Source organism: Paenibacillus sp. yr247 (genome assembly GCF_900103825.1).
Taxonomy (GTDB): Bacteria; Bacillota; Bacilli; order Paenibacillales; family NBRC-103111; genus Paenibacillus_E.
Genome location: NZ_FNIF01000001.1, coordinates 437,383 through 459,608 on the forward strand (window position 1 = coordinate 437,383; position 22,226 = coordinate 459,608).

The 22,226-nt window shown below is 43.3% G+C and carries 26 protein-coding genes; 20 read left to right on the forward strand and 6 right to left on the reverse strand.

All coding sequences use genetic code 11. From position 1 onward, the window contains the following. The first annotated feature begins 263 nt into the window (after nt 1–263). From BLT91_RS01955 to BLT91_RS31180, 8 genes are all read left to right on the forward strand, one after another. A complete protein-coding gene (locus BLT91_RS01955) occupies nt 264–1,556 on the forward strand; it encodes a hemolysin family protein (protein ID WP_090817199.1) in 1,293 nt (430 codons plus the stop codon). 134 nt (nt 1,557–1,690) lie between these two features. Next, nucleotides 1,691–2,401 (forward strand): lytic transglycosylase domain-containing protein, encoded by a 711-nt coding sequence (locus BLT91_RS01960; protein WP_090816029.1) that lies wholly within the window; start codon nt 1,691–1,693, stop codon nt 2,399–2,401. A 162-nt stretch (nt 2,402–2,563) separates the two neighbouring features. Continuing rightward, a complete protein-coding gene (locus BLT91_RS01965; RefSeq protein WP_090816031.1) occupies nt 2,564–3,742 on the forward strand; it encodes a cysteine desulfurase family protein in 1,179 nt (392 codons plus the stop codon). Continuing rightward, nucleotides 3,739–4,947: a tRNA uracil 4-sulfurtransferase ThiI gene (gene thiI / locus BLT91_RS01970; RefSeq protein ID WP_090816033.1), complete on the forward strand. Its 1,209-nt coding sequence runs from the start codon at nt 3,739–3,741 to the stop codon at nt 4,945–4,947. The genes BLT91_RS01965 and thiI overlap by 4 nt, the downstream gene beginning before the upstream one ends. Before the next feature lie 69 nt (nt 4,948–5,016). Beyond that, nucleotides 5,017–5,697 (forward strand): TerC family protein, encoded by a 681-nt coding sequence (locus BLT91_RS01975; protein WP_090816035.1) that lies wholly within the window; start codon nt 5,017–5,019, stop codon nt 5,695–5,697. Between the two features lie 62 nt (nt 5,698–5,759). Continuing rightward, nucleotides 5,760–6,014 (forward strand): hypothetical protein, encoded by a 255-nt coding sequence (locus tag BLT91_RS31175; protein ID WP_175532049.1) that lies wholly within the window; start codon nt 5,760–5,762, stop codon nt 6,012–6,014. Beyond that, a complete protein-coding gene (locus BLT91_RS01980; protein WP_175532050.1) occupies nt 5,962–6,279 on the forward strand; it encodes a hypothetical protein in 318 nt (105 codons plus the stop codon). Before BLT91_RS31175 ends, BLT91_RS01980 begins: the two co-directional genes overlap by 53 nt. An 18-nt stretch (nt 6,280–6,297) precedes the next feature. Continuing rightward, nucleotides 6,298–6,501, forward strand: a complete 204-nt coding sequence (locus tag BLT91_RS31180) for a hypothetical protein (protein ID WP_090816038.1) — start codon at nt 6,298–6,300, stop codon at nt 6,499–6,501. Between the two features lie 84 nt (nt 6,502–6,585). On the opposite strand, the gene BLT91_RS01990 is transcribed toward BLT91_RS31180, so the two are convergent. Continuing rightward, on the reverse strand, nt 6,586–7,794 hold the full coding sequence (locus tag BLT91_RS01990) for an MFS transporter (protein ID WP_090816039.1): 1,209 nt from the start codon (nt 7,792–7,794) through the stop codon (nt 6,586–6,588). Nucleotides 7,795–8,371: 577 nt separating this feature from the next. Here BLT91_RS01990 and BLT91_RS01995 point away from each other — a divergent pair. The 7 genes from BLT91_RS01995 (at nt 8,372) to BLT91_RS31185 (ending at nt 13,081) form a co-directional block, all read left to right on the forward strand. Further along, complete coding sequence (locus BLT91_RS01995; RefSeq protein WP_141224917.1) at nt 8,372–8,761, forward strand: hypothetical protein; 390 nt, start codon at nt 8,372–8,374, stop codon at nt 8,759–8,761. A gap of 238 nt (nt 8,762–8,999) precedes the next feature. Continuing rightward, nucleotides 9,000–9,482 carry a hypothetical protein gene (locus BLT91_RS02000; protein ID WP_090816043.1) on the forward strand — a complete coding sequence of 161 codons (483 nt, stop codon included), beginning with the start codon at nt 9,000–9,002 and terminating at the stop codon, nt 9,480–9,482. Nucleotides 9,483–9,646: 164 nt separating this feature from the next. Continuing rightward, on the forward strand, nt 9,647–11,488 hold the full coding sequence (typA, locus tag BLT91_RS02005; RefSeq protein WP_090816045.1) for a translational GTPase TypA: 1,842 nt from the start codon (nt 9,647–9,649) through the stop codon (nt 11,486–11,488). 133 nt (nt 11,489–11,621) lie between these two features. Continuing rightward, complete coding sequence (locus BLT91_RS02010; RefSeq protein WP_090817202.1) at nt 11,622–11,897, forward strand: YlaH-like family protein; 276 nt, start codon at nt 11,622–11,624, stop codon at nt 11,895–11,897. Nucleotides 11,898–12,037: 140 nt separating this feature from the next. Beyond that, nucleotides 12,038–12,475 (forward strand): hypothetical protein, encoded by a 438-nt coding sequence (locus BLT91_RS02015; RefSeq protein ID WP_090816047.1) that lies wholly within the window; start codon nt 12,038–12,040, stop codon nt 12,473–12,475. A 1-nt stretch (nt 12,476) separates the two neighbouring features. Continuing rightward, nucleotides 12,477–12,758, forward strand: coding sequence for a hypothetical protein (locus BLT91_RS02020; RefSeq protein ID WP_090816049.1), 282 nt, complete (start codon nt 12,477–12,479; stop codon nt 12,756–12,758). A 179-nt stretch (nt 12,759–12,937) separates the two neighbouring features. Then, the gene (locus BLT91_RS31185) at nt 12,938–13,081 is read left to right on the forward strand and encodes a hypothetical protein (protein WP_175532052.1); all 144 of its coding nucleotides are present in this window, start codon (nt 12,938–12,940) and stop codon (nt 13,079–13,081) included. Nucleotides 13,082–13,125: 44 nt separating this feature from the next. Here BLT91_RS31185 and BLT91_RS02025 read toward each other — a convergent pair whose 3' ends face one another. Next, nucleotides 13,126–13,671 (reverse strand): YhcN/YlaJ family sporulation lipoprotein, encoded by a 546-nt coding sequence (locus tag BLT91_RS02025; protein WP_090816051.1) that lies wholly within the window; start codon nt 13,669–13,671, stop codon nt 13,126–13,128. Nucleotides 13,672–13,781: 110 nt separating this feature from the next. Between BLT91_RS02025 and BLT91_RS02030 the strand changes: the two genes are divergently transcribed. Continuing rightward, nucleotides 13,782–15,113, forward strand: coding sequence for a PhoH family protein (locus tag BLT91_RS02030; RefSeq protein ID WP_090816053.1), 1,332 nt, complete (start codon nt 13,782–13,784; stop codon nt 15,111–15,113). A gap of 48 nt (nt 15,114–15,161) precedes the next feature. Here the strand turns inward: BLT91_RS02030 and BLT91_RS02035 are convergent, their stop codons facing one another. The 3 genes from BLT91_RS02035 to BLT91_RS02045 all read right to left on the reverse strand — a co-directional run bounded on the left by BLT91_RS02035 (nt 15,162) and on the right by BLT91_RS02045 (nt 17,849). After that, nucleotides 15,162–15,650, reverse strand: a complete 489-nt coding sequence (locus BLT91_RS02035; RefSeq protein ID WP_090816055.1) for a hypothetical protein — start codon at nt 15,648–15,650, stop codon at nt 15,162–15,164. A 37-nt stretch (nt 15,651–15,687) separates the two neighbouring features. Next, nucleotides 15,688–16,782, reverse strand: a complete 1,095-nt coding sequence (locus BLT91_RS02040) for a coiled-coil domain-containing protein (protein ID WP_090816057.1) — start codon at nt 16,780–16,782, stop codon at nt 15,688–15,690. A gap of 101 nt (nt 16,783–16,883) precedes the next feature. After that, entirely contained in the window at nt 16,884–17,849 is a 966-nt protein-coding gene (locus BLT91_RS02045; RefSeq protein WP_141224918.1) for a hypothetical protein, read from the reverse strand. A gap of 88 nt (nt 17,850–17,937) precedes the next feature. Here BLT91_RS02045 and BLT91_RS02050 point away from each other — a divergent pair, with 88 nt between their 5' ends. Then, nucleotides 17,938–19,059 (forward strand): class I SAM-dependent methyltransferase, encoded by a 1,122-nt coding sequence (locus tag BLT91_RS02050; RefSeq protein ID WP_254776750.1) that lies wholly within the window; start codon nt 17,938–17,940, stop codon nt 19,057–19,059. Nucleotides 19,060–19,213: 154 nt separating this feature from the next. On the opposite strand, the gene BLT91_RS02055 is transcribed toward BLT91_RS02050, so the two are convergent. Next, nucleotides 19,214–19,444, reverse strand: coding sequence for a DUF2626 domain-containing protein (locus tag BLT91_RS02055; protein WP_029196536.1), 231 nt, complete (start codon nt 19,442–19,444; stop codon nt 19,214–19,216). 367 nt (nt 19,445–19,811) lie between these two features. Here BLT91_RS02055 and BLT91_RS32535 point away from each other — a divergent pair, with 367 nt between their 5' ends. The 3 genes from BLT91_RS32535 (at nt 19,812) to BLT91_RS02070 (ending at nt 21,931) form a co-directional block, all read left to right on the forward strand. Beyond that, a complete protein-coding gene (locus tag BLT91_RS32535; RefSeq protein ID WP_090816061.1) occupies nt 19,812–20,462 on the forward strand; it encodes an RsfA family transcriptional regulator in 651 nt (216 codons plus the stop codon). Between the two features lie 105 nt (nt 20,463–20,567). Further along, nucleotides 20,568–21,515 (forward strand): ketopantoate reductase family protein, encoded by a 948-nt coding sequence (locus tag BLT91_RS02065; protein WP_090816063.1) that lies wholly within the window; start codon nt 20,568–20,570, stop codon nt 21,513–21,515. A gap of 14 nt (nt 21,516–21,529) precedes the next feature. Continuing rightward, on the forward strand, nt 21,530–21,931 hold the full coding sequence (locus tag BLT91_RS02070) for a DUF3397 domain-containing protein (RefSeq protein ID WP_090816065.1): 402 nt from the start codon (nt 21,530–21,532) through the stop codon (nt 21,929–21,931). The last annotated feature ends 295 nt before the right edge of the window (nt 21,932–22,226 follow it).

The window sequence follows — 22,226 nt, forward strand, 5'->3', positions numbered from 1 at the left end:
GAGTGATAATTAGCGGGTAAAGACTCATAATGGCATCATATTAACGCCTATACTCCCGTTTGCTCGTACTATTTGACTTCAGGAGTCATATTCGCACCTTTGAATGATTACAGTATTATTATATAATGAAAGGTGATATTTCAATTTTAAATCGAAATTAAGGGAGGTGTACCTATACTCCTTGGTGCCTCAACCGCACTTGATAGGGGATAGGTAAGGTATTGGAAGATCCTTTGCCCGAAACGTTAATTAGTTTTCTGTTAATGTTTGGACTGGTGTTATTAAATGGTTTTTTTGTCGCTGCGGAATTTGCGATGGTTAAAGTAAGAGGTAGTCGAATTGATTTACTTGCTGGAGAAGGCCGCACCAATGCGAAATTTGCACAAGGAATCATGAGCAATCTCGATGCGTACTTAGGTGCTTGTCAGCTCGGGATTACACTTACTTCGTTGGGACTTGGTTATGTCGGAGAGCCGACGTTCGCTAAAATTTTGGAACCGTTATTCGCTCCGCTGAATTTGCCAGATTCGGTATTCCACACGATTACTTTTATTATTGCTTTCTCCTTAATGACAACTTTGCATATTACTTTAGGCGAACAGTTCCCTAAAACGTATGCGATTCGTAAAGCTGAACAAATTACTCTGCTTTCTTCAGGACCAATGATCTTATTCTACAAATTAATGTACCCATTTATTTGGATGTTGAACGGGATATCCAACTGGATGTTACGTCGTGCAGGTATCGAGCCTACAACCGAGCATGAATCGGCGCATACCGAGGATGAAATTCGAGTCCTCATGAAAGAAAGTCACAAAAACGGACTTATAGATAAAACAGAGCTCACGCTTGTTGATAATATATTTGGATTTTCAGAGACGACTGCCAGGGAAATTATGATTCCAAGAACTGAAATGGAATGTTTATATGCCGGACTTTCCTATGCTGAGAATCTTGCAATTGCCATTAAAGAAATGCGTACGCGCTACCCGGTATGTGATCCGGACAAAGATAATATTATTGGCTTCGTCCATATCAAGGATTTGCTCAAGCCGGATGCGAACCTAAAAGGAATTAAGAAAATTATCCGACCGATTACCACGGTCCCGGACTCCATTCATATCAGTGATTTGTTAAAAATGATGCAGAAAAGAAAAAGTCAAATGGCACTGCTCATTGATGAGTACGGTGGGACATCAGGTCTTGTTACACTTGAAGACATTATGGAAGAAATCGTTGGTGAAATCCAGGATGAGTTCGATGAAGAACGTCCAACGATCGAAATCAAAGATGAAAATACCTTCTCCATTGATGGTTTGCTTCTGATTGATGAAGTAAATGACTACTTTGGCCTTGAAATTGAGTCGGATGACTATGATACAATCGGTGGTTGGATCTATTCGCAAACCGAGATTCCGCCTAGCAAGAACCAGCAAGTAAATTACCAAGACGAGTTTATGTTCATCGTTGATGAAACGGATCATTTGCGAATTTCTCGTGTCATTGTAAGAAAGTTGTCAGAACAGAATGAGTTATTACAACAAAACATTTCATGAAATGGAAGAGGGACAGTCTAATGACTGTCCTTTTTTGTGTCTATAATGATTGATGTTTAAATTGGGGATGGTCGTCAGGGCACAAACCGTGTACAATGAAAACAACAATGAATGACAGAAACGAGGTCTGACGGATGAACAGCACGAACAGCATTGACCCTAGAGTAATGAAAGAATTGCTCCAGCTTCAACTGATGGGTAAATTGAGTTTGCTGTCCGGTGACACTGCGACATCAAATACGGACGATTCAAGCGACTTCAGCGCGCTGCTGGATACCGTCATGGGACAAACTTCGGCAACTGGTCTTGTAGGTCAGGACACTTTTAACGCCATGCTGGGTAAAACAACGACGAATAACGTTCCAAGTTCTTTGGCTGCTTTGAATAAAGCTTATACACCGCTACAAACGGTAAGTAAAGCTTTATCAGCCTCACAGTATGACGGTTTAATCCAAGCAGCAAGTCACAAATACGGTGTAGATTCCTCGTTGGTTAAAGCGGTTATTCAACAAGAATCTGAGTTTAATCATCAGGCTGTATCGCCTGCAGGTGCTAAGGGCTTAATGCAGCTTATGGATGGGACAGGCAGCGGTTTTGGAGTGACGAATCCGTTTGATCCTAAGCAAAATGTTGATGCGGGTACACATTTCCTGAGCAACTTAATTCAGAAGTACAATGGGTACGAAGGGGTTGCCCTAGCAGCCTATAATGCAGGTCCCGGACGTGTTGACCGATTAGGCATTAAGACTGATCAGGACTTGGCTAATAAGCTCCATCTACTGCCAACAGAGACACAAGCTTATGTGTCCAAAGTGATCGGTCACAAGATGAACTTTGCTTTATAATTAACAAACTAATAAGCTGATTTTCGCATGTGTTATGCGGGAGTCAGCTTTTTGTGTTATCAGGTTTGCTTGAGTTATGGCCTATTTTAGGCTTTAATGATGAAAGGAAATTAATTTGATTGCGCGGCAGCAAGGGCGTGAAAAAAGGGGAATCAGCTAGATATGCTTTATTTGGATTACGCGGCAACAACACCGCTATATGAAGAAGTGATTGATACGATTGCTGAAGTGATGAAATTACATTATGGAAACCCATCTTCGATCCATCGGTTAGGCGTTCAAGCAGAGAAGCTGCTGCAAAGCTCTAAAGAGGTGATTGCAGGAGTCTTAGGTGTGCAGCCTTCCGAAATCATATGTACTTCCGGCGGAACGGAAAGTAATAATTTGGCGATTAGAGGCGCAGCCTACAGCTATCAAAATCGTGGAAAGCATCTCATTACTACACAAATTGAACATTCCTCGGTGAAAGAAATGTTTCTCCAGCTGGAGCGCGAGGGGTTTCGAGTCACTTATTTGCCTGTGAATAAAAAGGGGTGTGTAGAGCTAGAATCCCTTAAAGCAGCAATTTGCGAGGATACTATCCTTGTAAGCGTGATGTACGTTAATAATGAAGTAGGTACAATTCAGCCAATACAAGAAATTGGCCAATATCTTTCCAATTATCCCAAAGTATTATTCCATGTGGATGCGGTTCAAGGTATCGCGAAGCTTCCATTTCAACCAAAGGAGTGGGGGGTGGATCTTTGCAGCGCATCTGCACACAAATTCCGAGGTCCCAAGGGAGTTGGTTTTCTGTATCGCAGAGATGGCGTGCAGCTCAAGCCGTTGATTGTAGGGGGGGGGCAAGAATATGGCGTTCGCTCCGGTACGGAAAATGTTCCACTTATTGTAGGGATGGCGAAAGCACTTCGACTCTCGGTAGACAATCTTCCAGCAAAAATAGAGCATAAGTATCAGTTAAGGCGCATTATTGTGGAAGGAATCAAATCCCTCCCAGAGCTCACCCTTACGGGTTCCGAGCAACAAGAGGATATGGCGCCTCATATTGTCCATTTTGCATTTGCTGGTATGAAAGCTGAGGTTGTCGTTCATGCTTTAGAACAAAGACAAATATACATTTCAACAAAATCAGCCTGTGCTTCGGATGAATCTGATCCAAGTACAGTAATGCTGGCGTTAGGCTGCAGTAGGGAGCTGGCCGTTAGCGGACTCAGAGTTAGCTTTTCGGATGAACATCAAGAAAAAGAGGCGAAGCAATTCGTTACTGCACTACGGGAGGTCGTGAGAGATCTCGCTCCTATGCTAAGCAAACCATCCATCAGAAAGGAGAAGCGAAGATGAAACCGGATTGTTTGATTTTGCGTTTTGGCGAGTTGACGCTCAAAGGAAAAAACCGCAAGCGATTTGAGCGAAGCGTGATGACTCAAATTCGTAAAGTTTTAGGTTCTTTTCTTGAATTAAGGTATATTCCCGAGTACGGACGCGTATATGTGGAGCTAGGGGGAGCAGCTTATGAAGAGGCTTCAGCGGCTTTGCAGCGAGTTTTCGGACTTGCATCGTTTAGTCCTGCTTACCATGCTCCTATGGAGACCCACGCCATTCAAGAGACGGCGCTGCGTATAATGCAATCACTGCCTAAACAACCAAAAACCTTTAAAGTGAGCGTTCGCAGGGTGAATAAATCATTTCCTCTTGATTCACAGCGAATGAATTATTTGGTGGGAGGCTATGTGCTGCAAGCGTGTCCTGGTTTGCAAGTGGATGTTCATCAACCTGAAGTGGAGCTTCGGGTGGAGATTCGCGAGGAGCAAGTTCTTTTGTATGCGGAAGTGATTGAGGGGGCAGGAGGATTTCCTTCAGGAACAAGTGGGAAAGCGCTGCTGATGCTTTCTGGGGGTATTGATAGTCCGGTAGCAGGTTGGTTAGCCATGCGGAAGGGACTTACAATGGAGGCCATTCACTTTCATAGTTATCCTTACACAAGTGAACGCGCGAAGGATAAAGTGATTGAACTGGCACATCAGTTGTCTGCTTATACAGATTCTATCAGGCTTCATTTGGTGCCATTTACAGATGTACAGACATCCATCCACCGTGCGTATCAAGATAATTTATTAGTAACACTTATACGAAGAGCGATGTATCGCATTGCGGAGCAAATTGCAGACCGAGAAGGTCTAAGCGCGTTAGTGACAGGTGAAAGCTTAGGACAGGTGGCCAGTCAAACGCTGCCAAGCCTGAATGTCATAGGGCGTGTTGTAACGGTACCGCTTTTACAGCCTTTAATGATGATGGACAAGCAAGAAATCATTCGAATTGCAGAAACCATAGGCACCTTCCCGATCTCTATTTTACCTTACGATGATTGCTGTTCCTTATTTCTTCCCCCATCCCCAAGTACCAATCCTAATCTTCGAATGGTTGAGAAGATTGAGAGCAGTATGGACTTCTTACCGGAATTAATAGAGAGAGCAGTATTGCAAACGGAAACGATTGAAATTGTTCATGGACAACTGAAGAAGGTGTCAGATCAGCATTTATTTTGAATGGATTTCGCCATCTTCAGACGGTGACTTCGTCACCAGCTCGCCATGCATCCCGGGAGGTTGTAAAGCATGATTGAAGCGCTCATTTTGTTTTTGCAAATTATGTTAATCAACATTGTGCTTAGCGGAGATAATGCGGTTGTAATTGCGCTGGCGAGCAAAAATCTTCCACTTGAACAGCGCAAGCTTGCGGTATGGTGGGGGGCCTTCGGGGCTATCGCATTACGGCTAGTGCTGACGTTAGTTGCAGTAAGCCTGCTAGATATCCCTTATATTCAAGCAGGGGGATCCATCCTCTTGTTCTGGATTGCGATAAAACTTCTTACGGATGATGACAACCATGCGAATGTGAAGGAAGCATCCACGCTCGGTAAAGCCATATGGACTATCATTGTTGCGGATTTCGTTATGAGTTTGGATAATGTATTAGCTATTGCGGCAAAAGGGAATGGGAATAATACCGTGATCATTCTAGGTATTGGACTCAGTATCCCCATCATTATTTGGGGAAGTACACTCGTGATGAATCTGCTGCAGAAATATCCGATTCTTGTGTTTATGGGAGCAGGCATTCTCGGTTATACAGCGGGCGAAATGTTTGTTAAAGATGAGAAAATGATTGATTGGTTGCTGCACGATTACGAATATCTACATGTCTGGATACCTATTGTGGCCACAGTACTCGTGATTACGATTGGTTTAACTGTTAAATGGATGAGATTATTTCAATTCAAAGCAAGAAACGAATAGAGGATATGGAAAACCGCCAAGCTGATAAGTATTCAGCGAAGCGGTTATTTTCGTGTATAAAATTGAATTTTTTTTCGGCGGATGATGCGATGATTGAGATTCAATCCGAAGTTGGTTTTGGTGCTTCAAATGTCAAACAGGGGCGCTGGACACCCGTTACGATGACATTACGTAATCAGGGGGCAGACTTATCCGGAGATGTCGTGTCCCAATCGGAGCAAGGATTTCAGTTATGTACAGCATGTCGAACTTCCAAAAGGCAGCATGAAAGTCGTAACGATGCTCTTGCCTGGATACGCTTATACGAAAAGCAATAATACGATAGCCTTTTATGAGATATCGTTAAAAGGGAAGAAAATAACGTTTAATGGAAAAGCCTACCTAGAAGCATTCCATTTACCTAAAGAGACTTTGCAGATTGGGGTTCTAGCCCGAGATGTAGATACCCTGAACTTCCTTTCCTTACTCAGTCAGTCGGGCAATTTTCGAGACCCATCCATTCTGCCGCGTCAGGCGGGTATGACTTGGTTATTTTCGGATTTTTTGTATGAACAGGGCATCGAAGATGCGCTAAAGTACTAACTTGCTGCCAAGCAGGAAGTGGTTGCTGTCCAAGTCCTTGCTCAGGAGGAGCTTGACCCGATTCTTGCAGGAGAGCTGAGATTAATAGACAATGAGACCGGAGAAGCGAGGGAAGTGGCGATGAGCAGAAAAATGCTTCAGGCCTATAGGGAAGCTGCCTTTCCGTATACGCAATCGCTTAGGGGTTTTGTTATGAACGCGGCATCACATATTTGCTTGTAGTAACCGATGTATCTCCAGGGGATTTCCTGCTTAGCGAGCTGCGGCGTAACGGATTGGTCCGATAATCATAGATGAAACGCATCCTTAATGCTGAGCCAACTGAATGCTGCGCCGAGCTTGCCAGAAGCACCATCCATAAATAAGGATGAACACAACGATGAGTGCAGTCGAGTAGCGGTACATCAGTGCATAGCTCCCACTAAAGTTGGCTAGAGCTCCCAGAACCATTGCTCCTAACCCAATGCCAAGGTCATTGGCTGAGAAGAAGGTTCCGTTGGCCGCACCACGGCGACTCGGCGCCGCGCGAGTAATCGTCCAAGCCTGTAGAGCAGGCTGTAAGGATCCGAACCCGACACCATAGCATAAAGCTGCTACAGCCAGACTCATTTCCGAGTGTGCATAAGAAAGAAGGAGCAGTCCGGAAAGGGTGAAAAGAGCGCCGGGCAAGAGCACCCATTCGGGTCCTTTTCGATCAAAAAGCACACCCGTTATAGGTCTTATAATAAGCACCATAGAGGCATTACATAGGAAAAACCAACCAACATTCGAAATGCCGGCTTCGTGGCCGAACAGCGTAATAAAGGTAACTATGCCTCCATAACAAATAGCCGTACATAGCAATAAAACCGAGGGAAGTATCGCCGTTCGTTCCCATAAGCGATCCATGAGCTTCGGCCGTTGAGCCGACTTTTCGAGAGGCAAGGGTTTGGTATAGGGAATAAAAAGAGAACTAAACAAGGATAGCAGTGCTAATAAGGTTGAGATCAGAAGCACGCGAGGGAATCCATAGGTTTGCATCAGCCATAAGCCGGTAAGCGGAGCCAGTGCCATAGCAAACGTATTGGACAACCCGTAATAGCCCATACCTTCTCCGCGGCGTTTAGTAGGGATAATATCGGCGATGACGGTACCTAAGGAAGTCGTTGACATGCCCCAACCGATCCCATGAACAAAGCGAGCGGCAAGAATAAGCGTAATAGCAGCCATATAGGAATATCCTGCAATCGTTAGCGCACAGATCGCAAGTCCTACTAGAAGTACTTGTTTTCTTCCAAGTAAGTCAAGCGCTCGCCCAGCAAAAGGGCGGGTAAAGAGTGAGGAAATAGTAAATATACCCATGACGAGTCCAACTTGTACATCGGTTCCGCCTAACTGCGACACATGCGTAGGTATCGTTGGTATGAGCATTTGAAAACTAAAGAAGAGCAGTAAGTTTGACATTGAGGTTATTAGAAAGGCTTTGGTCCAAAGCGATTTCCTTTTCTTTTTTTCATTTACAGATAATTGTTCCATGTTACCTCCCATGTTGTACATAAGCAAATCTATTAGACAGGGGGAAAATCGGGCTGCACGTGTAGTAGTATACCCAAGCTAAGGAAAATAGAACGCAAGATAAAACGAACGTCCACCGCTCTTGGAAAGGTGAGCAGGAGACCAATCGGCCATGACGGCATTTCCGTCGACAATTATTGCTCCTGCTTCGGGCGAAATCAAATATCTTTTTTGACATTGATGCCTCAGCAAGTATGCAGACATCAACGGGGCTTGGAACAAGGCTTGAAGAAGCGAAGCGAGGTATCCTCACTTACGTACTTGAAGAAGCCCAGAATCGTACCTAGTCGCTTTTAGTCGTGAAGGATCAACCTGAATTACTTCTACAACGGGAATCAAATGTTTCTACTCTCCAAGCTGCTATGGATAAGGTTACTCCCTTTTATGGCAAAACGAATGTACAGGAGTCCCTGTCCTTAGCCTCCGCGTTAACCGGGGAAGAATCGGATGGGGAAGTACGCATCTACACCGACAGACAGTGGTGGAAAAAGCCGAGGGGATCACCTTTTCCATCCCGGTTAACATTCAGGAGCCTGGAATGCAGAAGCGAGGAGGTGACGAAGACACCGACCAGTTGCAAGAACATAATACAGTTATAAATGTAACGATTTCTCATTTCGATGTTAAAAGCATGGAGAGTGTGGGGCGGGCAGCCGGATGCTCTCGCTGGAGCATCCGGAAGAAGCCTTCGCCTTGCTTCTGCAGCGCAGAAGCGATTGACTCCCATCAGCGAGTACCTGCTGATGGCGGCGCTCGCGCTGCTGCTGATGGATATCGCAACGCGGCGCATTACTCTGTCGCCCGGCCTGTGGGCTCGGGCGTTCGCTTGGAGGCGGGCCGCTCCGGCAGGCCGGCCACTTCAGGCGGAGACGCCGCTGGCGCGTCTCTGGGAACGCAAGCAGCTTGCAGAGCACGAGCTGCAGCGTAAGGCCGAGCGCCCTGAAGTAGGCGGCGCTCCACAGGCCGCAGCTGTGATGCAGCTGCTCCGGATCCACCGGAGGCAGGTCAAACGCGGCCGGACAGCATGAGCCGTTTGCTCGAAGCCAAACGACGAGGCCGTAAATAGCCCCAAACATCTAGCAATTTCTGGCCAGGTACGATAAACTATTTGCTGAAGGGTGTCGAATTTGATGCCTCATCTACATGTGAATTAGGAGGGAATTCGTATGGCTAGAAATAGCTACTCCATTGGTATCCTATTAATTGGCCTGGCCGTTCTGCTGCTTCTTGGTAAAATAGGCGTTTTTCAAGTTCTTCTTTCCTTTTTTTGGCCGCTTGTTTTACTCATTCCAGGGCTGCTGTTTCACTTCATGTTTTTCAATCGATCCCTGCCCGCAGGTGTACTCGTACCTGGAGGTATATTGACGACTTATGCTGTCATGTTCTTTTTCTGCAATATATTTGGCTGGGGTTCTATGAGCTATCTATGGCCGGGGTTTATTCTCGGTGTCGCCATCGGATTATATGAGCTTCACCTGTTCGATCGTGGAAGTGATCGCGGAGTTCTTATAGGGGCAATGGTACTGGGAATCATTTCAACTGTATTTTTCGGGTTAACGTTACTCATTAAATTAGGGATCTATGTAATCGCTTTGATCCTTGTGCTAGCTGGACTCCTTATGATTTTCCGAAAACGAAATGTGTGGTAATCTCAGGGAGAAGCTTGTAAAAGTTTTAAGTAGATTGCCTTTTACCTTGCATAATGTCGAGAAACTGCGTATAATAAGGGTAAATGTCAAGCGTCGGCGCTTTTGTCCGACGCTTGTTTTATGAATAGAGACGAAAATTATAGGGTAGAGAGGGTTTGACAATCATGCACGCAAGAGACAAGATTCGCAATATTGCTATTATCGCACACGTTGACCATGGTAAAACGACACTCGTAGATAAATTACTTCAGCAATCCGGAACATTCCGCGAAAACGAGGCTATTCAAGAAAGAGCGATGGACTCCAACGATCTCGAAAGAGAACGCGGTATTACCATTCTAGCAAAAAATACAGCTATTAATTATAAAGACTACCTTATTAACATTGTAGATACTCCTGGACACGCCGATTTCGGTGGTGAAGTAGAGCGTATCATGAAAATGGTAGACGGCGTTTTGCTTGTTGTTGATGCCTTCGAAGGCACGATGCCACAAACGAAGTTCGTTCTTCGTAAAGCACTTGAGAGCAACCTCTCTCCTGTTGTAGTCGTTAACAAAATCGACCGTCCGAACGCTCGTCCTCAAGAAGTTGTGGACGAAGTTCTTGATCTTTTCATTGAACTAGGTGCTACGGATGAGCAGCTTGATTTCCACGTTGTATATGCATCCGCATTGCAAGGTACATCAAGTCTTGATGCTGAGAAGCAAGATCACAACATGGAAGCTATTTATGAAACGATTGTTAGTCACATTCCAGCTCCAACTGAAGATGTTGATCAACCGCTTCAGTTCCTTGTTACATTGATGGATTACAATGAGTACTTGGGCCGTATCGGCGTAGGCCGTGTGAACCGTGGTAAAATTCGTCAAGGCCAGACCGTTGCTGTTATGACGCGTGAAGGCGGTCAGAAGCAAGCTAGAATCGAGAAGTTATTCGGTTTCACAGGCTTGAAACGAATTGAGATTGAAGAAGCAGCAGCAGGGGACATTATTGCGATTGCTGGTATCAAAGATATCAATATTGGCGAAACAGTAGCAGATCCTGCGAATCCAGAAGCATTGCCAGTCTTGAAAATTGATGAGCCAACTCTTCAAATGACATTTATTGTGAATAACTCACCATTTGCGGGACGCGAAGGCAAATGGGTTACTTCCCGTAAAATCCGTGAGCGTCTGTATAAAGAGCTTGAAACAGATGTCAGCTTACGCGTTGAAGACACGGATAGCCCGGATGCTTTCATCGTATCTGGCCGCGGCGAGCTTCATTTAGGTATTTTGATTGAAAACATGCGCCGTGAAGGCTTTGAATTGCAAGTTTCCAAACCAGAAGTTATTATCCGTCAAATTGACGGTCAAAAAATGGAGCCGATCGAGCGTTTGATTATCGACGTTCCAGAAGACAGCATGGGTTCAGTTATGGAAAGCTTAGGCTCCCGTAAAGCGGAAATGGTCAACATGATCAACAACGGCAGCGGCAACGTTCGTTTAGAGTTCTTAATCCCAGCGCGTGGTTTGATCGGTTACAGAACGAACTTCTTGACATTGACTCGCGGCTACGGCATTATGAACCATGCTTTTGACAGCTATGGTCCATACCAAGGAGCAGGCGTAGGCGGACGTCATGAAGGCGTGCTTGTTGCCAGCGAATCTGGCGTATCCACTTTGTACGGAATCCTTTCTGTAGAAGATCGCGGTATCTTGTTTGTTCATCCACAAACTGAAGTTTACGAAGGAATGGTCGTTGGCGAGCACACGCGCGATAATGATATCATCGTTAACATCTGTAAGGAAAAAGCGGTAAACAACATCCGTTCAGCGAATAAAGAAGAAACAGTAAAAATGAAAACTCCACGTATGTACTCTTTAGAGCAAGCGCTTGAGTATTTGAATGATGATGAGTATTGCGAAATTACACCGAAATCCGTTCGTATTCGTAAAAAGATTTTGAACAAAAGCGAGCGCGAGCGTGCTGAGAAACACCGCAAAACAGCTGAAGCAAACGTTTAGTTCACAAAGTGTCCATAAAAAGGGAAGTGTCAGCCATTGCGCTGCATTTCCCTTTATTTATTTGTGCGTTTGAGAGATAATGATATTTGACTTTACTTTTTTTATGAAATGGAGTGTATGTTTGTTGACAGCATTGAACGAGTGGTTTGGAAATCACCTATACATCACTTATTTGTTAATCTTTATATTCATGTCTTATGTGTATAACAAAGTTTTTCGTCAACGCAAATTGCCGATTCTCAAGACAGCCATCATTTATGTGCTGCTGGCCATCGGGTCGGTTATGCTGCTTGTCTTTCAAATTGTAGGACTACCTATTGTTCTCTGTTTGGCAGTAGCGATTTCGTTAATGTTTCTGGTTCGTATTCGGTATTTTATCGAGAAAAGAAGCGGGAATAGACCGACCTAATACATACCCATAGGATATGCTTACGATGTAAGTTTTCTCACGAAAACTCAAGATAATGCTTACGATGTAAGTTTTCTCACGAAAACTCAAGATAATGCTTACGATGTAAGTTTTCTCACGAAAACTCTAAGGAGGGGCAAATGACGCGATACTGGTTAACTCCGATAGTTGGCTATTCTCCTTTGGTATTAGGGGCTGATCGTATGGAATGCACACCTATACCGGAGTTGGAAGCTTTCCGTGAGATAGCGAATGTGAAGCATCCCAGATTGCTATCTATGTTTAAATCTAGTCTTCTGTTAAGCGACGATGAAGAGATATGCGGTTCGGAGCTCGTAGAACTGGATTTGTCGCAGCGTGAGGGCGTAGTGTTTGATGGTAATCATTTTCATCTATCGCATTGTGCAGAAGCCTTTCTGGACCGTCTACTTAAGCGCCAGGAAGCTTTGGATATGGTATCCTCGATTGATGATGGTTGTTTGGAAAACCATGCTCAACACATCATTTGGAAAAATCAATGGCTTCGTTGGCTGGAATCTGGCTATGACGTTATTTTACTTAGAGAGGATGGGCGCTAAGATGAAACTCCAAGACACTTTTTTTAACTGGCTGCAAATGCATATCGTTCATCAAGCAAGACCGGATGATGAGGCTGCCAAGGAAACGCTCGATTTTTTTGAACTTATTTTGCGCGAGGATCATGGGGTTAGTCAATTAGAAATTGTGGATGATGCGGATCGGATGAAAATTCATATCGCCTATGAGCATAAAGGGGTCAAAAGTAAACAAAGCTTTGATCGTGAAGCTGCGGAAAAGCTGCGGGATGATATTAATTCGAATCCGATTTACAATAATCAATAGAGGTTCACTTTGACGACATAACTTTTATAAACAGACGTACAATAAGGTATATCTGGGTGGAAAAGGAGTGTTCACATGAACCGAAAATAGATTCGTAAAGGTGGAACGCTTGCCACCAGCTATGCTATACTGTAAGTGTAAGGAGCGTTTTCAACCACCTAGTAGGAGGCGCAAACGATATGGCTGAACACATCACAGCTTTACCGGAGCAATTGATTGATCGCGCCCTAATGTTGACCAAACCTAAATATGAGAAAACTTGTGCGAGCCGAGTAACTGCCCAGCCACCCGGCCAAGTTTTTGATGCGATAAAAAAAGCCTAGATCTGCTTATGTGCAGTCGAGGCTTTTTGTTATCTTTCCGCGAATTATCGGTTCGGACTTCCAGCCTGATTCGCGTCATTAGGTCCTGGACTAGCGGAGGGATTGCGAATATCACGTGGAAGCTGCGGCATCACACGGCCTATGATATCAGCCATTTGCTCAGCGAATCCAGTAATCGGTCTTCCTGCTTGGATGTTATCCCGGATGTTGCGCAGACGTTGGTCTAAATCCAGATCTGCTGTAACAATGGCATTCACACCGTATGGATCTTTCTTGAGCGCTTCTGCTACCGAATATTTGACGGTACCAATTTTTGCTCGGTCCAAATCCTTTCGAATGTTGATGCCGACAACAGTGGTATTGCCAAAGACGACGCAATGCGAGCTTTCAACCTCTGGGATACTGGTGGCTAGGTTTTCTAAACGTTCTGCAACAGCTTTAGAATCTTTTATTTCGAGCTTTTGTGGGGCGATTTGTTGAACTTTTACTTGCTGATGATTCGTATCTTGAGAGGGGGCACCATTTTTCGGCGCTTGACTACAGCCAACCGCGAGAGTCAGTACTAATAAAAGCACGCACAATAGTCTCACTAGAATCTTTCCTTTCCTTGAATCTCGAGTTTAGTTTGTCCTGTACAGCTAGGTTGTATGTATCAAATATAACCAATGATCTAACGCCAAATCTGGGAGGGGACACACCAATGAAAAAAATTTACGTGTTGGATACCAATGTACTGCTTCAGGACCCTAATGCTTTATTCGCGTTCGAAGATAATGAAGTAGTCATACCCGCCGTGGTGTTGGAGGAGATCGATTCTAAGAAACGAAATGCGGATGAAATAGGCCGAAATGCGAGACATGTTTCGAGATTGCTGGATGGACTAAGAACCAAAGGAAACTTATCCGATGGTATCACTCTCGAGCGTGGCGGCAGCATTAAAGTGGAGCTCAACCATCGCAGTTTTGCTAAACTGCAGGATACCTTTGCAGAATTAACGAATGATAACCGGATTCTTGCCGTCGCGCTCAACTATCATTTAGAAGAGCAAGATAATGACTTTCCGAGGCCTGTTGTTATTGTAAGTAAAGATACATTGGTTCGTATTAAAGCAGATGTACTCGGTATACCCGCACAGGATTATTTGACCGATCGCATTGTCGCACAGACGGATATGTATACAGGTTATATAACGCTTTATGTGCATCCTTCCATCATTGATGAATTTTATTCGTATCGCTTCTTGACTGTGACATCACTAAATTTAGGGTATATGCTTCATCCTCATGAGTTTGTCATTTTGCGGGATGAGCTGGGTTCTTCAAAATCAGCGTTGTTGAAAGTGACGACCGATGCCAAAAAGCTGGAGCCGCTCTTCATGAGTAACGATCCCATTTGGGGGATTGCCGCGCGAAATGCGCAGCAGCGCATGGCTCTTGAACTGCTGCTCAATGACGAAATCCCGCTCGTCACCCTGACTGGGAAAGCGGGTACAGGTAAAACGCTGCTTACATTAGCTGCGGGTCTTATGAAAATCGAGGATGACCGTAAATACAAGAAACTGCTGATTGCTCGGCCTGTGGTTCCAATGGGCAAGGATATTGGTTACCTGCCTGGTGAAAAAGATGAAAAGCTGCGTCCTTGGATGCAACCGATCTATGATAATTTGGAGTATTTATTTGATACCAAAAAACCGGGGGACATTGAAAAAGTACTTGCGGGTCTCGGGAGCATTCAAGTTGAAGCCCTGACATACATTCGCGGCCGTTCGATTCCTGGTCAATTTATCATCATTGATGAAGCGCAGAACTTATCCAAGCACGAGGTCAAAACGATCGTTTCCCGCGTGGGAGAGGGCAGTAAAATCGTTCTTCTTGGTGACCCTGACCAAATCGATCATCCTTACCTAGATGCATCGAGTAATGGTTTAACCTATGTTGTTGAACGATTCAAGCAGGAAGGTATAAGCGGACATATCACACTGGAACGTGGTGAACGTTCTCATCTCGCACAATTAGCGGCCGATTTACTTTGAAATCAAAAATCCCTCATTCCCAATAATGGGATGAGGGATTTACGTGTTCTATGGAAGTATTTCGATGCGGCATCGATAGGCCTTAGCAATACCCTGCATAAGCTCTTCGAGCTGGCGATCCACGATATACACATCGCGATCCTGATCTTTGTACTGAGCGAGCAGGTGCTCTTCAACCTGAAGCGCAGCTTGATCGACATCCGCTTGTGGACTATCCACGGTAAATCGAAATGAAACGACCAGTTTATCGTATAGATAGTTGATCTCCGCGCGGCTTGTAAACCCATAATCGCTGAACAGATCGGTCAATTCAGCGTCATCCGGCAGCAAACGCAGATCCATCAGGTTCGTCTCAATGTTGTAATGAGCCATAACTTCAAGCGCAGCAAGCTTTTGTTCTTCGCTGCTGACAATAAGCATTTCTTTGTCGCGGTCGAACAGTTCGACTTTGCCCGCAAGTGCTTTAACAATCTGTGCATAAAATCCAGGTAGTTTTCCTTCGGGCAGATCCATCAAAAGGCCAATTTTCGATTCCATTGTACGTCCTCACTTTACTTTGTTATCCTCTGTTAGTTTACAAGGATAATTTGAGTTTCACAACTGCGGTGCCATTCTTCGTTTCAACACTAACGACATCGAGATAATTAACTATTTTTTTGGGTACGAAGCCAAGCTGAAATTCTTTCGTGAAATCTTCAATCGTAGTATCAGGCAGCTGAAAACCATTGAATTCAAGTTTATCCACAGCAAAGCGGACTTCATTCATATCGGGATTTTCCTTCAACAAAAACTTTCCTTCTATGGCAATCTGTACATTATCCTTTTTACCTTTAGCGACAATGTAGCCGTCTGCAAATTCAAAGTTCAAATTTTGCAAAAGTTCATTTTTCGAGTGAAGGTATGTATTGAAATCTTTATCGCTAATCGTAATAACTGGATTTTTAATGGAAGATAAGTCCATAAATTTATTTTCTTTTGTTACGTACTGCGGCAGCTCGCGGAAAGCCGCGGATAAACTATCCAAATACTCGCGGAATAAAGGGATGCCTTCTTGTTTCCATTGGTCATTTAAGCTTTTGATTTGAGCTTCTATGACTTGGGCCTGAGCGCTTACGGCCAGTTGTTTGTCCAATTCTTCCTGAAGTTTAACGAGTCTCTCTCGCTGTAAGAGAAATTTTTCTTTCGTCTTTTGCAGCTCGACACGAGAAGATTCGAGTTCTGTTTGAAGATTTTTCAATTTGTTAAATGATTCGGTGAAAGCAGAAAGAGCGCGATGATCGTTCGTAATTATCATTTGCAAATACTCGAACATTCGTAAGGCATCTGCAAAGGAACTAACGGTAAAAAGGAGCATCCAGATCGAATCTCGATCCCCTGTATAATAAGCTCTCATCACTTTGCCTGCATGTTTTCGTGTACTGTCCACATTGCTACTCTGCTTGACAATATTTTGTTCATTTTGCTTGATTTGAACGACGATTTTAGCATCTTGTTCATTTAACCGACTAACCTCTTTATCAATTTCGAAAATAGTGAGTCCTTTTTGGATGAGTTCTTTTGCTTCGTCTATTGAAGGGCTTTTTTCTTCGGCTAATACCATGTTAAACGGCAACGTTATTTGAGTTAGCAGTAGAATTGACAACATCATAGCTATGAATTTATATTTCATTGAACGAATTCTCCCCCTATGAACAGATTATCATATTTCTATTAAATGAAGCACAAAAAAATACTTACCTCTGGGGAAGAGGTAAGTATTTTGCCTAACATCTATTTTTTTACTGGCGCAATTAGTTTAAGGATATCATCGAAGCTCTTGACGTTTTTCGGTACTTCCTTTGTCAATGGAGTCGCTTGATTGATAGCATCGTAGGTTTGGTGAAGAAGGATATGGTTATCCTGAGTTTTGCTGTCAACGGTTATGGTGAAACCTACATCAATTGTTTGGTCCCGAATAAAGCCCTTGTCATCAATGGCTACAACCATTTTACCTGGTGCTTTAAGCTGTATAGCATTAAGTTGTGTTTTTTTGAGCTGCTCGACTTTATCGGCTGAAAGAAAGCCGTTGTTTTGTAAGCTTCCAAGAAACTCCGGAAGCTTTGTTTGCAGCAGGGTATTCAATTCTTTTTCATTTTTACTCGTAATCTCAACGCTGATGGATTTAGCGGAAGATCCGTCTTTCAGCTTAACCGGCTCTTTTGCTTCTTTGTACCACTTCGCGTCGATGCCGCCAAACATAAGATTTCCGAGTGTGGTTGATAGCTGAGAGGTGTTTTTCAAGGTGTCGAGTGTTAACTGGCTTTTACTGTTCTTACTCATTTGCTCCAAATCGATAGCGTAGTACTCGTCAGCCGTCTTATTTAATGCTGGCATATTAAAATACAATTTGCTATCTTTAATGAGAATTGGAATCTCGAAAGGGGATGTTGAGCCCTTGGGCGTTATTTTCAAGTCCGTTTGGAATTGGAGCGGCTCCACATTACTAATCCCTTTCCAATCAATCGTGCTTTCTCTGATTAAAGACAAAAGCCCATTCGTTAAAGGGTTTGACGACTTCATCAAGCCATCACTGATAGCTAATGTTGATCCCCCATCGAAGGTGTAAGATTTCATTTCTTTTTGTTTACTCAGTGATTGTTCGAATGCTTCTTTGACTTTCGTGTTGTCTGTACAAGCTGTCAACGATACAAGGCTAATAGCCGTTACCGCTGTGATGGTAATCCACTTCTTTGACATGCTATTCTTTCTCTCCTTCCATAAATCCTTCTCCATTATAATGGTTTCCTATTGGTTTGTCTGTAAGTAAACAATTGGAGGTTTCTCTTTGAACAATCAGCTCGGACATCCAGATGTTGTGAAAGCCTTGATAAAGGCAATCCAGTTAGAAGAAAATAAGGCCATCACATTCCGTGACTATATGGATATATGTCTATACAGTGAGCCACAGGGTTATTATCGAAATGAGAGCCCTAAGATTGGTAAGCAAGGGGATTTCTATACCAGCTCTTCGGTTGGTTCCGTGATGGGGGAAATGGTGGCGGCATATATTTGTGCGCAGCTGCATAATGAAATTCCTAATATGGAACCAATTCATATTGTTGAGTGGGGTGGAGGTAACGGCCGATTGGCCCTTCACCTCATAGATGAAATGAAGCGAATCGCTCCTGCCATTTACGCTCGTTTAACTTATACAATCATTGAATCTAGCGCTTATCATCGTGGGCTGCAGCGAGCTGCACTCGAGGAGCATGCCCAGATTACTCAATTCACTAGCGAAGCAGAATGGTTTGCTGAAATGCCGCAAGCACACGTTTTTGTTCTCGCTAACGAACTTCTAGATGCTTTCCCGGTCCACCGAATTCGCTATAAAGACTTGCTTTTCAATGAGTCCTATGTCACTTGGCAAGAGGAGGAACAAATTTTCCAAGAAATTTGGCTTCCCATCAGCTCCAAGCGTATATTAGACTGCATAAGGCGTTCCAAGGTTCAATGGTCGGATGGTCAAATTGGTGAGATTAACCTAGACGCAGAGGAATGGTTCTCGCATGTATCCAAACGCATTTATAGCGGGAGCTGCATTGTCATTGATTATGGGGATATAGAAAAAGAACTGTATGCTTCTCATCGTTATAATGGAACTTTAATGTGTTATCGCAAACATCAGGCTCATGATAATCCATGGATCCACCAAGGCGAGCAGGATATGACTTCTCATGTAAATTTTAGTTCTTGTCAAACCGCTGCGCACGAAAGTGGGTTTTCTTTCTGCAAGCTTCAGACACAGCGGGAGTTTCTGGTGGAACAAGGAATATTGCAAAGGCTCCAAAATCACTTTGATCCGAACCCTTTCAGTGATGTGTCTAAGCGGAACCGTGCAATCAGGCAACTTTTGATTAGCGATCAAATGAGTGAGCTGTTTAAGGTGTTCATTGCAACCAAGGATTAGCGGCTTAGCGCCGTTCAGAAGGACGAGCGCGTTTGTCAAGGGCTATGCGTAGCGAATGAGGGGCAAACTAATAATCCCATATCAATGGAAAAAAGGTGACCAGCTGATTAACAGCCGGTTCACCTTTTGTTTGTTGTTGTTATGGTTGTGGGTATTAGACAGACATTTTGAAAAATGACCAGTACGTAAATCCACTGAAGGAAATAATCATATATCCCCAGAACAACAATATGTAAGTTCGTTCTGACAAGCGCATATAGCCTAGAATAACGAATACGGCTGTTTGAAAAAAGAAAATTAGAGACATAGGTATCATATCGCCAGCTAAGCTCATCAGTGCGATAACAAGTGTCCAAAAACCAAGAACCCGAAACATGCGATCCATTCTCGTTACATCCCCCTCTCGTACCACGTTGCACTTTAACTACAACACATTATACCTTTTGAACTGAGTAGTGTAAACCGTCAAACGGTGACGAAATTGAAAACATTTCATCGTATAGTAGTAGTATGTCTTTTTATCGGAATCCCATGTATGAGTGTCAAAAAATTTGGCAATACCATTTAGTATCAAATAGATTCTATGAACTCTAGTACGGGCATAGAAATAGTAATAATGGCACGAATCAATTTATACCTGCTCTCTACGAATTGATTCTTCTTTAATCATACTGGAAGCAAGCCCGCACTTATCGCATGCTATCAGCTTTCAGTTAGATGCATCTGTACATTATGTTAGGAGGTTTGACCTTATGTCGGCAATTAGACAAGATGCTTGGAGCGACGAAGACGACTTGATCTTAGCGGAAGTGACACTACGTCACATACGAGAGGGAAGTACACAATTATCTGCGTTTGAGGAAGTCGGAGAGCGCATTGGACGTACAGCAGCTGCATGTGGTTTTCGTTGGAATAGCTTTGTAAGGAAAAAATATGAAGCAGCTATTCAGATTGCCAAAGCTCAGCGTCAAAAAAGGACGCAGCTCAAGAAACATGCAGCCGTCTCAATTTCAAGTTCTTCTATTGGGCTGCTTGATGGTCCGGAGATATCTACAGGCAAAACGGAGGCATTTACCGAGGATTCGTTATCCATTGATGCTGTCATCCGGTTTTTGAGACAATGGCGAAACACATATCAAGATATGAATCGTCATATTAAAAATTTGGAAAAAGAACTGCAGGACAAAGAAGACGAACTAGATAGACTTGGCAGAGAAAACAATAAATTGAATAAGCAAGTTAATGAAGTTGAAACGGATTATCGTGTTGTGAATGATGATTATAAAGCGCTGATTCAGATTATGGACCGTGCTAGGAAAATGGCCTTCTTAGTTGAAGAAGAGGAAGAAGAAAAGCCGCGGTTCAAAATGGATGCGAACGGTAATTTAGAAAGAGTAGAATGAGTTAATTTTCAGTCCTTCCAATAGAAGCTTCAGAACAAGGAGAGCCCTTGGACTGAGGCTTTTTTGCTGTATAATGAGGACTGTAACTAAGAGGGGGATTGAATTATGCGCATCATGATTATAGGCGCAGGCTCTTTGGGGCTTTTATTTGCAGCTAAGTTGTCTGCCTTTTGTGAACATATGACTGTTATTGCAAGAACGAGAGAACAAGCAACAGAACTAGCTCAGCAAGGGATTGCGTTGGATGGGACGGAAGAGAGATATTTGACTACAAGAAGTGGAGTCATAGAGTTTGGCTACTTTATTGAAGAAGTGAAAATGACTAATAACTCTTTACATCATTTTGATTACATATTTCTAATGGTCAAACAACCTGCAATTACACAAGAATTAGTAGACTATTTGAAAACTCACATGTCTACGGATACCTACCTGGTAAGCTTCCAGAACGGGATTGGGCACGAGGAGATGTTAGGTGGTGAGTTCGGGAGGGATCGATTGCTGCTTGCTGTTACAACGGAAGGGGCAAAACGAGAAGGCCTCACGGCTGTTTCTCACACAGGACATGGAGTTACTTATATGGGAACTGCCGAACATATAGATCAGTTTGCCAATTCCGCGCAAATTTTGTTGGTTGAGCTGCTAGAGAAGGCAGGATTTCAAATAATGATGTCGAACAACATGGAAGTAAGGATTTGGAGTAAGCTGATGATAAATGCAGTGATCAATCCGCTTACAGCAATTTTGCGTGTGAAAAATGGGGAACTGCTGGTTTCACCTTGGACGCGCTCGCTCATGAGAGCCCTTTATCAAGAAGCTTGCATCGTGGCGGAGGCCAAGGGAGTTTTACTTCCAGATGAACTTTGGGACTCGCTGCTTGGTGTCTGTGAAGCTACAAGTATGAACCATTCCTCAATGCTGCAGGATATTGAACAGTCCCGTCATACAGAAATAGATCGTATAAACGGAAGCTTATTGCAGATGGCAAAAGAACTGAACCTCGAGCTACCTACTCACGAAACCATATACCAATTAGTGAAAGCCCTAGAATAAGTAGGTGGTTCATAATGATGAATGTGCTAACAAATTGGATTTCAACCTTATATGCGATCTTAGCTGTGGCACCATTTATTACTTTTATCTTTTTATGGTTTCTTGTTTTTGTTTTTCTTAGAGATAAGAAGATGACGACAAGGCTGACTATGGATGTGACGACAATCTTCCTGCTTGGCTCTGTTTCATTAATGTGGAATCAATTATTTCATACGAATTTTGGATTTTGGTTAATAACGCTCGTGGTGCTCATTGCTTTTGGGATCATAGGTGGCTACCAAACACATCTGAAAGGGGAAACGGATTTGTTAAAGGTAAGCAGAGTAGTTTGGAGACTTAGCTTTCTGGGTCTATCGGCACTCTATATCCTGCTATTTTTTCTGCATATCGGGAAAAATTATATTTTTTCTACGTAATTTTAATCTTTTTTGCGAAGAAAATGTAGAAAAAACAGTTTTTTAGAAGATGTTTGTAATATTTATTAAAGATTTGTAGAAAATAACAATGAAATCCGTCTAGATTTTATTGACCGATGGTTGTATAATTGGAACCGTGAAGCACCTTTTCTTTATATGAATTTAACAAAGGTGAATTAAAAAAGTAAATTAATTCTGGACAAAGCGTGGTTATATGTTATAATTCCTTGCGTAGAGTCTAGTAATTTTTTTTACCAGAGGTTCAAGTTAGATATTATGACATGTCTGAAGCGGT

Bases quoted from the DNA above. Each gene is read 5' to 3' on its own strand.
- BLT91_RS01960 (WP_090816029.1), top strand. From the start codon at position 1,691: ATGAACAGCACGAACAGCATTGACCCTAGAGTAATGAAAGAATTGCTC.
- BLT91_RS02065 (WP_090816063.1), top strand. From the start codon at position 20,568: ATGCGCATCATGATTATAGGCGCAGGCTCTTTGGGGCTTTTATTTGCA.
- BLT91_RS01990 (WP_090816039.1), bottom strand. From the start codon at position 7,794: ATGGAACAATTATCTGTAAATGAAAAAAAGAAAAGGAAATCGCTTTGG.
- BLT91_RS02040 (WP_090816057.1), bottom strand. From the start codon at position 16,782: ATGAAATATAAATTCATAGCTATGATGTTGTCAATTCTACTGCTAACT.
- BLT91_RS31185 (WP_175532052.1), top strand. From the start codon at position 12,938: ATGGCTGAACACATCACAGCTTTACCGGAGCAATTGATTGATCGCGCC.
- BLT91_RS01965 (WP_090816031.1), top strand. From the start codon at position 2,564: ATGCTTTATTTGGATTACGCGGCAACAACACCGCTATATGAAGAAGTG.
- BLT91_RS02070 (WP_090816065.1), top strand. From the start codon at position 21,530: ATGATGAATGTGCTAACAAATTGGATTTCAACCTTATATGCGATCTTA.
- BLT91_RS02000 (WP_090816043.1), top strand. From the start codon at position 9,000: ATGGCTAGAAATAGCTACTCCATTGGTATCCTATTAATTGGCCTGGCC.
- BLT91_RS01980 (WP_175532050.1), top strand. From the start codon at position 5,962: ATGAAAGTCGTAACGATGCTCTTGCCTGGATACGCTTATACGAAAAGC.
- BLT91_RS02030 (WP_090816053.1), top strand. From the start codon at position 13,782: ATGAAAAAAATTTACGTGTTGGATACCAATGTACTGCTTCAGGACCCT.
- BLT91_RS01995 (WP_141224917.1), top strand. From the start codon at position 8,372: ATGCAGAAGCGAGGAGGTGACGAAGACACCGACCAGTTGCAAGAACAT.
- thiI (WP_090816033.1), top strand. From the start codon at position 3,739: ATGAAACCGGATTGTTTGATTTTGCGTTTTGGCGAGTTGACGCTCAAA.
- typA (WP_090816045.1), top strand. From the start codon at position 9,647: ATGCACGCAAGAGACAAGATTCGCAATATTGCTATTATCGCACACGTT.
- BLT91_RS02035 (WP_090816055.1), bottom strand. From the start codon at position 15,650: ATGGAATCGAAAATTGGCCTTTTGATGGATCTGCCCGAAGGAAAACTA.
- BLT91_RS32535 (WP_090816061.1), top strand. From the start codon at position 19,812: ATGTCGGCAATTAGACAAGATGCTTGGAGCGACGAAGACGACTTGATC.
- BLT91_RS02020 (WP_090816049.1), top strand. From the start codon at position 12,477: ATGAAACTCCAAGACACTTTTTTTAACTGGCTGCAAATGCATATCGTT.
- BLT91_RS02045 (WP_141224918.1), bottom strand. From the start codon at position 17,849: ATGTCAAAGAAGTGGATTACCATCACAGCGGTAACGGCTATTAGCCTT.
- BLT91_RS02055 (WP_029196536.1), bottom strand. From the start codon at position 19,444: ATGGATCGCATGTTTCGGGTTCTTGGTTTTTGGACACTTGTTATCGCA.
- BLT91_RS01955 (WP_090817199.1), top strand. From the start codon at position 264: ATGTTTGGACTGGTGTTATTAAATGGTTTTTTTGTCGCTGCGGAATTT.
- BLT91_RS02015 (WP_090816047.1), top strand. From the start codon at position 12,038: ATGACGCGATACTGGTTAACTCCGATAGTTGGCTATTCTCCTTTGGTA.
- BLT91_RS01975 (WP_090816035.1), top strand. From the start codon at position 5,017: ATGATTGAAGCGCTCATTTTGTTTTTGCAAATTATGTTAATCAACATT.